The 12,495-nt window shown below is 64.7% G+C and carries 13 protein-coding genes; 4 read left to right on the top strand and 9 right to left on the bottom strand.

Features of this window, described 5'->3' with window-relative positions; all coding sequences use genetic code 11:
- Positions 1–585 (top strand): GNAT family N-acetyltransferase, encoded by a 585-nt coding sequence (locus M0209_RS07565; RefSeq protein ID WP_258887673.1) that lies wholly within the window; start codon positions 1–3, stop codon positions 583–585.
- Here M0209_RS07565 and M0209_RS07570 read toward each other — a convergent pair.
- Positions 578–1,336, bottom strand: coding sequence for a hypothetical protein (locus M0209_RS07570; protein WP_258887674.1), 759 nt, complete (start codon positions 1,334–1,336; stop codon positions 578–580). The two genes, M0209_RS07565 and M0209_RS07570, sit on opposite strands and share 8 nt — an antisense overlap.
- Positions 1,337–1,395: 59 nt before the next feature.
- Between M0209_RS07570 and lipB the strand changes: the two genes are divergently transcribed.
- From lipB to M0209_RS07585, 3 genes are all read left to right on the top strand, one after another.
- Positions 1,396–2,064 carry a lipoyl(octanoyl) transferase LipB gene (gene lipB, locus M0209_RS07575; protein ID WP_408988190.1) on the top strand — a complete coding sequence of 223 codons (669 nt, stop codon included), beginning with the start codon at positions 1,396–1,398 and terminating at the stop codon, positions 2,062–2,064.
- Between the two features lie 127 nt (positions 2,065–2,191).
- Entirely contained in the window at positions 2,192–2,413 is a 222-nt protein-coding gene (locus M0209_RS07580) for a circumsporozoite protein (protein WP_258887675.1), read from the top strand.
- A gap of 184 nt (positions 2,414–2,597) precedes the next feature.
- A complete protein-coding gene (locus M0209_RS07585) occupies positions 2,598–3,251 on the top strand; it encodes a hypothetical protein (RefSeq protein WP_258887676.1) in 654 nt (217 codons plus the stop codon).
- Here M0209_RS07585 and queE read toward each other — a convergent pair.
- From queE to M0209_RS07625, 8 genes are all read right to left on the bottom strand, one after another.
- Positions 3,248–3,880, bottom strand: a complete 633-nt coding sequence (queE, locus tag M0209_RS07590; RefSeq protein ID WP_258887677.1) for a 7-carboxy-7-deazaguanine synthase — start codon at positions 3,878–3,880, stop codon at positions 3,248–3,250. The two genes, M0209_RS07585 and queE, sit on opposite strands and share 4 nt — an antisense overlap.
- Positions 3,877–4,566, bottom strand: coding sequence for a 7-cyano-7-deazaguanine synthase QueC (gene queC / locus M0209_RS07595; protein WP_258887678.1), 690 nt, complete (start codon positions 4,564–4,566; stop codon positions 3,877–3,879). The genes queE and queC overlap by 4 nt, the downstream gene beginning before the upstream one ends.
- 150 nt (positions 4,567–4,716) lie before the next feature.
- Positions 4,717–5,124, bottom strand: a complete 408-nt coding sequence (locus M0209_RS07600) for a DUF3617 domain-containing protein (RefSeq protein ID WP_408988191.1) — start codon at positions 5,122–5,124, stop codon at positions 4,717–4,719.
- Positions 5,125–5,229: 105 nt separating this feature from the next.
- The gene (locus M0209_RS07605; protein WP_258887679.1) at positions 5,230–6,135 is read right to left on the bottom strand and encodes an Hsp33 family molecular chaperone HslO; all 906 of its coding nucleotides are present in this window, start codon (positions 6,133–6,135) and stop codon (positions 5,230–5,232) included.
- 31 nt (positions 6,136–6,166) lie between these two features.
- On the bottom strand, positions 6,167–7,084 hold the full coding sequence (gene argF, locus M0209_RS07610) for an ornithine carbamoyltransferase (RefSeq protein ID WP_258887680.1): 918 nt from the start codon (positions 7,082–7,084) through the stop codon (positions 6,167–6,169).
- Positions 7,084–8,277, bottom strand: a complete 1,194-nt coding sequence (locus M0209_RS07615) for an aspartate aminotransferase family protein (protein WP_258887681.1) — start codon at positions 8,275–8,277, stop codon at positions 7,084–7,086. The genes argF and M0209_RS07615 overlap by 1 nt, the downstream gene beginning before the upstream one ends.
- A gap of 65 nt (positions 8,278–8,342) precedes the next feature.
- Complete coding sequence (locus M0209_RS07620) at positions 8,343–11,417, bottom strand: efflux RND transporter permease subunit (protein ID WP_258887682.1); 3,075 nt, start codon at positions 11,415–11,417, stop codon at positions 8,343–8,345.
- Positions 11,414–12,463 (bottom strand): efflux RND transporter periplasmic adaptor subunit, encoded by a 1,050-nt coding sequence (locus M0209_RS07625; protein WP_258887683.1) that lies wholly within the window; start codon positions 12,461–12,463, stop codon positions 11,414–11,416. Before M0209_RS07625 ends, M0209_RS07620 begins: the two co-directional genes overlap by 4 nt.
- Positions 12,464–12,495 lie beyond the last annotated feature (32 nt).

Consider the following 12,495-nt stretch of genomic DNA (forward strand, 5'->3'; position numbering starts at 1 on the left):
ATGGCGCTGACGGCGGTCCCGCCCGGCCATTGCGCCGCCATCGTCACGCATCTGGAGATGACCGAACGCCCGCGCCCTCAGCCGCTGCGGGTGCACCCGTTGCGGCTGGTCGCATGGCCGCAGCCTGATCTCGCGAAGTACCGTACGCTGTTCAGCCGAGTCGGCACGCCCTGGCTGTGGTTCTCGCGCACGGTGATGCCGGGCGCGGCGGTAGCGGCAATCATCGGCGATCCGGCGGTCGAGGTCTATGCGGTCGCCGACCCGCGCGGAATCGAGGTCGGCATCCTCGAACTCGACTTTCGCGAGCCCGGAAATTGCGAGATCGGTTATTTCGGACTGGTGCCCGAACTCAACGGTAACGGACACGGCCGCTGGCTGATGGGCGAGGCGCTGGCGCGCGCGTGGCGCAAGGACGTGACGCGCGTCTGGGTGCACACTTGTTCGCTCGACCATCCGTCGGCGCTGAATTTCTATCGCGCGCAGGGCTTTGTGGCGTTCAAGCGCGAGATCGAGACCTTCCCCGACCCTCGCCTGACCGGCCACCTGCCCCGCAACGCCGCGCCGCAAGTGCCGATTCTTAGCTGAAGATATCGGGGAGCGCCGAATCGCCGCCTCTGAGCTGGCGGTAGATTGCCGCAGTCAGCACCGCGACGAGCAGCGCCAGCGCCGCGCCGCCGAGCGCATCGGCGAACGCCTTTACCAGGGCGCTTGCCTCGGTGGGCAGGACCAGACCGGCGACAACGCCCAGAACCGAAGATATCGCCGAAAAACCGATCCAGCCGGTGATCCCGATCAGCAGGATCAGCCCAGCGATCCGCCAACCGAGACCCTTTGTGTAGATCCAGCCCCGTCGGATGGCCTCGATCGGGTTCGCGACATTTTCACCGATCATCACCGGGCCTGCGACGGTCAGCCGTCCGAGCAGGTAGATACCCGGCACGAAAAGCAGGAAAAAGCCGAAGCCCATCGCCAGGCTGGTCATAATCCCGAGCAGGAAATACATCGGAAACAACCGCCCTGCCTTGGCCAGCGCTTCGCCGACTGTCGGCCGATTCCTGTCGAGCAGCAACGAGACGATAGCCGCCTGCCCGAACGTGCTCACGACGCTGACCAGGAGCAGCCCCGGCCAGTTGCCGCGGTAATAGTCCATGATGAAGCGAAGCCCCTCGCCACCGTCTCCGCCGCCCCCGGTCGGCGGCTCTGGCATCGGCGCGAACAGCCAGAGCGCGAACGACGGCAGAAACAGGAAAGCTCCCGCCAATGTCGCGAGCAGCGCGGCATTGGCCCGCACCATCGCGACAAGGTCGGCCCAGACGCGGTCATAGGTAAAATTCATGCTTGTCGCGCTCCGTCGCTGCTTTGACCGGCGCTAGGCAATCGGTGCATGACGCACAAGTGAACATCGTTTCCGACATCGACTGGCCGATAGAGTGGATCGTTGCCGAAGCGCCGGTGCCGTATCCGCAAGCGCTGGCGTGGATGGAGGCACGCGCCACGGCGGTTGCCGCAGGCGAAGCGCGCGAGGCCGTCTGGCTGGTCGAGCACCCGCCGCTCTACACCTCCGGGACCAGCGCCGATCCTGCCGAACTGCTCGATCCACGTTTTCCGGTTTATGCGGCGGGGCGCGGCGGGCGTTACACCTATCACGGGCCGGGTCAGCGGATCGGCTATCTCGTCCTCGACATCGGCAAACGCGGCCGCGACGTGCGCTGTTTCGTGCATGCCGTCGAGGGGTGGGTGATTGCCGCGCTGGCGCGTGTCGGTGTCGCCGCGTGGCGCGCGCCCGGCCGAATCGGCATCTGGACCGACGACGGCGGACAGGAAGCAAAGATCGGCGCGATCGGCATCCGTGTGCGCCGTTGGGTGTCGCTCCACGGCTTTTCCGTCAACATCGCGCCCGACCTGTCGCATTTTGGCGGAATCGTGCCCTGCGGCTTGCCCGAATTCGCGGTCACCAGCCTCGAAAAACTCGGTGTCGCCGCAAAAATGGCGGAATTCGACACCGCGCTAATGGCAGAATTCAGCCATTTTCTGGACAGTGTGACGCGATTGCCGGAAAATTGACACAATTCGCTTGAGGACCGAAACAAGAAAAGCTAAAGCCCACCGCGATTTGGGTATTAGGGCAAAGGCCGTCCAAGTCCGCCATTTCCTAGGGAGCACAAAAATGCGCAAGATTGCTACTGTTTCGATGATTGCCGCCGCCGCGTTCGCCGTCGCCGCCTGCAGCAAGACCGAGTCGACCAACGTTACCGTCGACAACGCCACCGACATGAACGCTGCCAACGCCATGGAAGGCACCGTCAACGACACGATGACCAACGCCGACGGCGCGATGGACAACGCTGCCAACTCGATGGACAACGCGGCGAACGCGATGACCAACGCGACGAACGCCACGAACGCGATGTAATTTCGCGCTTTTGAGCGATTGTTTTTTGGAAAGGGCCGTCCGGGCGACCGGGCGGCCTTTTCTTTTGCCTGCCGTAGAAGTCGCGCCGTTCATCGCAGGGCAATTGCGCGTACCCGCTAAGGGTTTCGTCACTGGCCGATGCCGCCTAGAGAGTGGCGCGAAGACCGATGAGAGGGAATTTTCGATGCGTTTGCCGATCCTGGCACCCCTGTTGATCGCGGCGGCACCGATGCTGGTGCCTGTGCCTGCTGCCGCCCAGATTTTCTGGCAGTCGCCGCCGGTGACAGGGCCTGCGCTGATGCCGGGCGAGCCCGCCATGGGGGTTACCCTGCCCGGTGCAACCGTTGCCGAGGAACGCGCGAACTGGGCGTGGCAGATGCGCGCCGGGCTGAACGTCGCCAAGCTGCAGTGCAAGTTCGATGCGACGCTGCTGACGTCGGATAGCTACGACGGGGTCTATATCAACCACGCGGTCGAGCTCGCCGCCGCTTATGACACGCTGCGGAAATACTTCGTGCGGATGAACAAGGCACCCAAGGCCGCACAGGGTGCCCTCGATAAATACGGGACGAAAACTTATAGCGGCTTTTCGACCGTCAGCAGCCAATACGGGTTCTGCCAGACGGCCTCGCGCATCGGCAAAAAGGCCCTTTTTGCCCCGCGCGGCGGCTTTACGATCTTCACGGTCGAACGACTGCGCGAATTCCGCAACAGCATGGTACCCGGCGGAGAGCAGCTCTTCCGTTCGACGCGCATCAACCTGCCGGCGGTCAATCTGGCGAACGAATGCTGGGACCGGCGGGGCCGTTACATCAGCAGCTGCGGGTATATCTACTAACGAAGGCCCAGCATTTTGTGCGCCTGTGTCGTCAGACGCCACTGCGGGCGTCCCATCACCAGCGCGATCGCCGCATCGCGCGCGGCGGCGGCCTCGGCGCAGTCCATCGGCTGGATCAGAAAATGGTCGAAGGCCCATGATTCCATCGCCGCCACATCGCTGCCGGGTTGCGGCCAGACGAGCTTGAGCTCGTCGCCTTTATGCTGGACGACCTGGCTTCCGGCCTTGGGACTGATGCATAGCCAGTCGATACCGGGATGGGCCGCGATCGTGCCATTGCTCTCGACGCCGATCTCGAAGCCGCGCGCGTGGAACGCATCGATCAGCGCATCGTCGATCTGAAGCATCGGCTCGCCCCCGGTCAGCACGGCGTAGCGAAGTACGGTGCCTTCGCCCCAAAAGGCCTGTGCTGCATCGGCCAGCGCACCGGCATCGGCAAAGCGCCCACCACCGGCCCCGTCCGTCCCGACAAAGTCGGTGTCGCAGAATTGGCAGACAGCAGTGGCCCGGTCTTCCTCGCGCCCGCTCCACAGATTGCATCCGGCAAAGCGGACGAAAACCGCGCGGCGCCCCGCCTGCACCCCCTCCCCTTGCAGCGTCAGGAACATCTCCTTGACCGCATAGCTCATAGCGACGTGTCGACCAGTCCGGCTTCGGTAAAGCCCTTGGCGCGCAGGCGGCAGCTGTCGCAGATGCCGCAGGGCTTGCCCGCCGGCGTCGGATCGTAACACGACCAGGTTGCCCCTGCGTCCAGCCCCAAATCGGCGGCCGCGCGGGCGATATCGGCCTTGCTCATCGCCGCGAGCGGCGCGTGGACGGTGAGCGTCGCCCCCTCGACTCCGGCCTTGGTTGCGGTGCGCGCCATTGCCTCGAACGCGGTAATGAATTCGGGGCGGCAGTCGGGGTATCCCGAGTAATCGAGGGCGTTGATCCCGATGACGAGGTCGTTCGCGCCTGCTGCCTCCGCCCAGCCGAGCGCGACGGACAAGAAAATCGTATTACGCGCCGGGACATAAGTGACCGGAATGCCCGGCTCGACCCCGCCTCCCGGTACAGCGATAGTCGCGTCGGTCAGCGCGGAACCGCCAAAACGCGTGAGATCGAGGGGAAGGACGACATGGCGTTCCGCCCCTAGCATCGCAGCCACGCGCGACGCCGCGGCCAGTTCGATCCGGTGTCGCTGGTTATAGTCGATGGTCAGCGCGAACAGCCGATATCCCGCCGCCCGCGCCATGCCGGCGGCAACCATCGAATCGAGTCCGCCCGAGACAAGGGCAACGGCAATGGCGTTTTCGGGTGCGGCGGAGAGCGTCATCACGCGCCGCTAGGCCGCTCAATCACGCATCGCAAGGCGCTCAAAAAAGAAGGCCGCCCCGAAAGGCGGCCCAGTCATGGCCTTTCGGCCCACTAGGGAGGAAAATGCGTCTCGAACCCGATCCGCAGTCTTTCGTATATCCCGGAATGGTTAACGCATCGATAACGCGGGACATTCGCCCGTGCGCCGCGCCTCGATAGCGAGATCGAACGGCGCGCCCCCGGCGACGCCCTGTGTCTCGATCTGGGCAAGACGCGGCGTTTCGACGCGAATGGTCGTCAGGCCGTTCCCCGCCCCCGCACAGCTGTAGCTGACGATGGCGCGGCGGGGATCGTTGGCGACGACGAAGCGGTTGCACGTTGGCAGGGGCTGGCGGATCTGGATCAACACCCTGGGGTCGCCGATGCACACCGAACGGGTCGCGAAATCGCCGTCGCGCGAGGTCAACGTCCATTTGCCCGGCTGCAACTGGGCAAGCGCGGTCAAGGGCGGCGCGTCGGCCGCTGTGGCAAGCAGGCCGACGAGCGGCAACACGAAATAGCGTATCGACATGGTCACCTATGCACCCCTGCACAGCAGGTCGAGCGCACCCGCGCTTCCTGCCCCTGTATTGCGACCGGTTGCCGATATAGGCGATTCGAAAACAGATTGTTAGGGGCGAGTTTACACAGGCGTTACAATTTCCCGTGCCGCGATGGGAAAGACGCGCGAACAAAAGGCGCAATCGACCCCGATATTGCCGTCGCCATCGGCCATGGCCATGCGTTCGTCCTCGGGAAACTGGGCAAGGACGCTGCGGATGTGCGCGGCGTCGCAGCGGCACCCCTTGGCGAGCGCGGCACCGCCGAGCAACCGCACTTCGTCCTCCTCGTTGAACAGCCGCCAGACGATGGTTTCGAGCGGCAGGGCACGGTCGAGCAGCTCGTCGGGACCGAGCGTACTGCCCAATATCGCGACATGCTCCCATTCGGGATGATCGAGCCGGGTATGCAGCCTTTCGCGCCCTTCTTCGCCCTCGGGCAAATGCTGGAGCAGCAACCCACCCGCCTTGCAGCCGTGCTCGTCGCGCCCCACCGCAATGCGGACGAGACTGGGAATTTGCTCGGACTGCGCGAAATAGCTTTGCGCCGCATCCGCGAGCGAGCCCCCTTCGAGCGGAACAACACCCTGATAACGCTCGCCCGACACCGCCTGGTCGAACGTGATCGCCAGATAGCCCTTGCCGAACAGCGCGAACAGCGAGGGGTCGGCAGGCGCTTCGGCCAGGCGGTCGCCGTCATGGCGCACATAGCCGCGCAGTTCGCCCCCCTTATAGTCGCAGACCAGCAGATCGACGATACCGGCTTCGGTCTGGGCCTGCAGGGTCATTTGTCCGTCGTTATTCTTGAGCAACGCACCGAGCAGCGCCGTCAGCACCAGTGCCTCGGCCAGCAGGCGTTCGAGCGCAGGCGGATAGGCGTGTGCGGCAAGGATGGTGTCGAGCACCGGCCCCAGCCGTGCCACACGCCCCCGCGCGTGGCGGTGCGTGATCGTGAAGCCGAGCGTGCGGTCGATGTCGTGGGTGGTCATGCGCGCAACATGGGGACGCGTCGCCGCACCCTCAACCCAGCAGCCCGAAGCACCATAACAGCACCGATTTCTGCGCGTGCAAACGGTTTTCCGCCTCGTCCCAGATCGCCGACTGCGGGCCGTCGATGACCTCGGCCGTCACTTCCTCGCCGCGATGCGCGGGCAGACAGTGGAGGAACTTCGCACCCGGCTTCGCACCCGCCATCAGGGTGCTCGTCACCTGAAACGGCATCATTGCCGCAAGCTTGGTCTCGGCTTGCGCCTGACCCATCGAGATCCAGGTGTCGGTAACGACGATATCGGCCCCTTCGACCGCTTCCTGCGGCGTGCCGACGACGCGCGCGCGTCCTTTGCCGAGCGCGACGTCCGCTTCGGACGGCATAAATCCCTGCGGGCAAGCCGCGACCACATCGAAGTGCATCAGACCGGCCGCTTCCATCAGCGACGCCAGCACATTGTTGCCGTCGCCCAACCAAGCGACCTTCAGCCCCGGCAGGCTGTAGCCGCTTTCGACAATCGTCTGGAGGTCGGCGACGATCTGGCACGGGTGCGAGGCGTCGGTCAGGCCGTTGATGACCGGCACCGTCGCGTGCGTCGCCATCTCGGCGAGCTTCGCCGGGTCGTCGGTGCGGATCATGATCGCGTCGACATAGCGCGACAGGACGCGCGCGGTGTCCGTTACCGTTTCGCCGCGCCCAAGCTGCATCGAGCCTGCGTCCATGACGATGGTCGTGCCGCCCAGCTGGCGCATCGCCATGTCGAACGACACGCGGGTGCGCGTCGACGATTTCTCGAAGATCATCGCCAGCACATGCCCCGCAAGCGGCGCGTCGGCATCGGTCCGGCCCTTCGGCCACCCTGCCCGCGCTGCTTTCCGGTCGAGCGCATCGGCGATCATAGCCGCGATCCCGTCCGCCCCCGCCGACGACAGGTCGAGGAAGTGACGCATCAGGCTGCTAGCGGGAGAGCGTAGCTCGCCGCGCCTGCCGACAGCCGCTCGATGCATTCGGCGATATGGCTTTCCTCGATCACCAGCGGCGGCAGCACGCGGAACACATTTTCGCCCGCCGCGACCGTCAACAAGCCGTGATTGTCGCGCAAATGCGCCACGAAATCGCGGCTGACCGCCGGCTCCTTCATTTTGATACCGAGCATCAGGCCCTTGCCCCGGATTTCCTCGAACAGGTGGTCGTGGTTCGGCAACAGCTGCTCGAAACTCGCGCGCAGTCGCTCGCCCATGGCGGTGACATGCTCGAGGAAACCGGGTTCGAGCATCACATCGAGCACCGCCATCCCCGCCGCCATGCCGAGCGGATTGCCGCCATAGGTCGAGCCATGCGTCCCCGCGACCATGCCCTTGGCCGCTTCCTCGGTTGCGAGGCACGCGCCGAGCGGAAAGCCGCCGCCGATGCCTTTTGCCACGGTCATGATATCGGGCGTGATGCCGTAGTGCTCATACGCCCACATCTTGCCGGTGCGTCCATAGCCGCACTGGATTTCGTCGAGGATGAGCAGCAGGCCATGGTCGTCGCATGCCTTGCGCAGGCCCCGGATGAATTCGGGCGTTCCCGCCGTCATCCCGCCTTCGCCCTGCACCGTTTCGACCATGAACGCGGCGGTCTCGTCGTCGATGAGCGCGAGAGCGCCCTCCAGATCGTTCATTTTCGCATAGGCGAAACCCGGCAACAGCGGCTCGAACCCGTCGCGCATCTTGCCGTCCGTCGCGGAGATCGCGCCGAGCGAGCGCCCGTGGAACGCATTCTTGAACGTGATGAGCTTGTGCCGTTCGGGCGCGCCGTTGACGAAATGATAGCGCCGCGCCGTCTTGATCGCGCACTCGATGGCCTCGACGCCCGAATTGGTGAAGAACACCGTATCGGCGAACGAGTTGTCGACGATCCGCTGCGCCAGCGCCTCGCCCTGCGGCGACCCGTAAAGGTTCGACACATGCATCAGCGTCGCCGCCTGATCGGCAATCGCCTTGGTCAGATGCGGATGGCCATGGCCGAGCGCGTTGACCGCGATCCCGGCTGCGAAATCGAGATATTTCTCGCCTCGTTCGCCATAGAGATACACCCCCTCGCCGCGCACCGGCCGTACCCCGCAGCGGGGATAGACGGGCATGAGGGCGGTGATCGTCATCGGAACGGCCTTTCGCGCAAAAATGAAAAAGGCGACCCGAATGGCCGCCTCGTTGCGAAGGCAGACTATACCGAAGCGGGGGTTGCGCCGTCAATCGCCCGTGCCCGCGCCTCCTCGCCGCGAGCGGCGAGCAAATACATGACCGGCGTAATGATGCGACTGAGCAGCGTGGAACTCACCAGCCCCCCGATTATGACCCATGCCAGCGGCGAGTATAGCGCGCTGCCGCCGATCGCGAGGGGCAGCAAACCACCGATAGCGGTCACCGAGGTCAGCAGCACGGGCAGGAAACGGATCTCGCCTGCCTTTTCGATGGCCTCGCGCAACGGCATCCCGCGTTCCCGCAGTTGTGCGGTGAAATCGACCAGCAGGATCGAATTCTTGATCTCGATCCCGATCAGCGCAACGAACCCGATTATCGCGAGGAACGACATCGAATAGCCAGTCAGCAACAGCGCGATCAGCCCGCCGAACGTCCCGAGCGGGATGACGCCCGCGACAACGATAGTCTCGCGAAAGCGCCCGAATTCAAGCACGAGCACGCCGAAAATGCCGAACACTGTCAGCAGAATGACCGGACCCAACCCGGAAAAGCTGCGCGTCGCCTGTTCGGCCTCGCCGCCCAGGCCGAACCGGTAACCGGTCGGCAGGGGGATTGTGGCCAATTTATCCTCGACCTTTTGGGTGAGCGACGACGCGAGATAGCCGTCGCGGTTATAGGCGCGGACGGTGACGGTGCGCTGCAGTTTCAGCCGGTTGATGACGGGGATGGCGCTCTTCAGCGTCGGTTGTGCGATTTCGGTCAGGGGTATGCTGCCACCCGCCGTGGTCGGCACGTAGACCTGGGAAAGCGCCGAGACCCGCTGCCCCTCCACCGTAGGCAAACGCACGATAACCGGCCAGCTGTCGCCCTCGGCATCGCGCAGGCTGCTTGCTTGCTCGCCGGAAATCGCCAGCCGTAGCGCGCGGCGCGCTTCGCCGGGGGCAACGCCGAGCAGCGCGGCCTTGCCCTCGTCGAACCCCAGATCGATATCCACGCGGTCGTAACCCACGGCGTTGTCGACATCGCGAACGCCCTCAAGTCCCTCGAGCGCCGTCGCAACCTTTGCCGCGAGGTCTTTCAAGACATTTGTGTCTGGCCCGCTGATCCGGACCGCGATCGGCGCTTCCACGGGAGGCCCGTTTTCGAACCGGACCACGCTAACCCGAGCGTCGGGATAGGTGTCGAACGTCGCGCGCAGCCGCCGGATCATCGCCGGGCTTTCACGGACATCCCATTCCTTCATGTTGACGAAGATGTCGCCGTAGCGCGGCTGCTGTTCGGTCGGCAGGATGTTGTAATAAATCTGCGGGTTGCCACTCCCCGCATTTTCCATCAGCGCCGCAACCGAAGTCTCGCGCTTCAGGATTTGCGCGACATCGCGCACCGCCTTGTCCGTCGCCGCGATCGAACTGCCTTCCGGGGCCTGTACGCGCACGAGGAAATAGGGGACGTCGGCGGAGGGGAACAGGCTGAACCCCAACACTGGCACAAGCGCGAACGCCGCAAGGCACAATGTCATTGCCCCCCAAAACCAGCGGCGCGGCTGGTCGAGCGCGCGGTGCAGCAGCGGCGCGTAGAAGCGTTCGATCAATCCGGTTAGCCCGCGCAGCAACCGGTTGCCCTTGGGTGCGTGGGGCTTGAGCAGCTTGCTCGCGACGAAGGGGATGAGCGTCAGCGAAACGATCATCGAACTGGCGACGGTAAAGATCACCGCCAGCGGCAGCCCGCGCACGAAATCGCCCGACCCTTCGGGCAGGAAGGCGAGTGGCAGAAAGGCGAAAATCAGCACGCCGGTCGCCCCGATGACAGCAGCAGTAATCTCGCGCGTGCCCCTGATTGCCGCCGTTTCGGGAGGATCGCCATCGCGGATGTGGCGCTCGATATTTTCGGTGACGACGATGGAGTCATCAACGAGCAGGCCGAGCGAAATGATGAACCCCGAAATGCTGATCTGGTTGAGCGTGAAGCCGCACAGCGCAAGCACCAATATACCCATCGCGAGCGACAGCGGGATCGAGATCATTACGATCAGTGAGGGCCGGGGTCCGAGCGGCAGAATGGTGATCATTACCAGCGCGAGCGCAATGCCGAAATCGCGGGCAAGTTCCCCAAGACGCCGCGCGATATCGCGGCTCTGGTCGAACCCGACTTCGATATTCATGTCGGGCGGCAAATCAGCACGGAAGTCGCCGACCGCCTTGACCAGCGCATTCCGCAAGGTGCCCGCATCGACGCCGTCTTTTTGCCGGATCGATACCCAGAGTGCGCGCTTGCCGTTGAAGCGCGCGATGTGGGTCTGTTCGGCCTCCGCCCAATCTACGGTCGCTAGGTCGCCGACCGTCGTAAGCGCACCGCTGCCTGCGCGCACCGGGACGCGCCTGATCGTCTCGACATCGCGGTACGCGCCGCCCGCGTCGATGTTGAACCGCCGACCCTCTGCGCTGACCGCTCCGGCGGGCAGATCGATACCGCCCTGCCGGATGGCATTGGCAACCGTCGACGCTGGGATGCGCGCCTCGGCCAGTCGCCCCGCGTCGATAGCTACGCGCACTTCGGGGTTCGCCGCGCCGTCGATTGCGACCTGGCGCACGCCCGGCACGACATAAAGCCGTTCGCGTAAATCCTGCGCGTATTTCGCCATCCGCCGCCACGATCCACTGTCACTAACCAACGCCAGTTGCAGCACTGCTGCCTCGGTCGGACGCGGGCGACGGAAATTGATGCGCGCAATACCTTGCGGTAGTTGGTCGCGCGCCGACTGGACGACACGCACCGTGCGGTCGAGCGCCTGATCGGCGTCGGTGCCGTGTTCGAATTCGACCGCGATGAGCGCAATTCCTTCGCTGGACGTCGAGCGGATCTCGCGGACATGATCGAGACTTTGCAGCGCCTCTTCGAGCGGCTTGGCAATCGTCTCTTCGACCTCGGCGGCGTCGGCACCGGGCAGGACGACCGTCGTGATCGTAAGCGAGAACGGGAAATGCGGATCGACCGAGCGTGGGATGCCGATGAAGGCCGTAATGCCAAGCACCGCGATCAGCAGGAAGACGACCAACGTCGCCTGCCAGCGCCGGACCGCAAATGCAGTCAGATTCATTTGGTGGACCGCAGCGGCTCGATCGCCATATTGTCCGCCAGCCGGTCTATGCGCGATGTAGCCACCCATTCTCCGGGTTGAAGTCCACCGGTGACGCGTATGGCGCTGTCGCTAGCCTCGCCGATGCTGACGCGGCGTAGTTTGACCCGCTTGGCCTTGGAATCGACGACATAAACGAACGCTTGTCCGGCGCGCGGGGCGAAAACGGCGGCGGGCGGAACGGCGAGGCTCAGGCTGCCAACACCACTGGCGATAATCGAGACTGTGCCGATCTGCCCTGCGCGCAACCGCGCATCATTGGGCAATGCGATCTCGACCGTGAAGGTGCCCGTTGCCTGCTGTGCACGTCCGCCTATCTCGACGACCGATCCAGCAAATTCGCCTTCTACAGCCGCAAGGCGGATGGTGGCAGGCGCACCGATGCGAAGTCGCGCCGCATCGCGGTCGGCCAGTGGCAGACGGATGACGCGGCCCCCGCTTGCTTCGCCGACGACCAGCACCGGTGTCCCTGCCGCGACCACTTGTCCTGTATCGGTCAGCCGCGCGAGTACGACACCCGCGCCCGGCGCGACAATGGCTGCGTTGCGGGACTGGAACCCCGCGCTGCGGACATTGGCCTCGGCTGCAATCAATGCCGCGCGGGCATTATCGACCCGGGGCCGCGTTACCCAGCCTTGTTCGAGCAGCTTGGCACTGCGCACATACTCGGCGGCGGCACGGTCGCGTTCGGCTCGCGCAGCGGACACCGCTGCGCCGACCGTTGTCGAATCGAGCGCGGCCAGCAACTGGCCGGACCGGACATCGTCGCCTTCATCGACGCGCATTGCCGCGATCCGGCCTGAGCTGGTAAAGCCGAGCGTTGTTTCGCGCCGCCAGCCTACCGTCCCGGTCGACGTGATCGCATCGGGGACGGTCGCACCGCCGACTTGCGCGATACGAACTTGCGGCGGCGCGGAAGTCGTCGGGACGGCAGGCTGCTGCCCGCACGCTGCGAGCAAGCATGTCACCAACACCGTTATCGCACCGCGCATGCTACTCCCCGTCATTACGCTGGTGGTATCATGCCGGTAGCAGTTTG

Origin of the sequence: Sphingomonas sp. SUN039, assembly GCF_024758725.1 — a bacterium.
In the GTDB taxonomy this organism is placed as follows: domain Bacteria; phylum Pseudomonadota; class Alphaproteobacteria; order Sphingomonadales; family Sphingomonadaceae; genus Sphingomonas_O.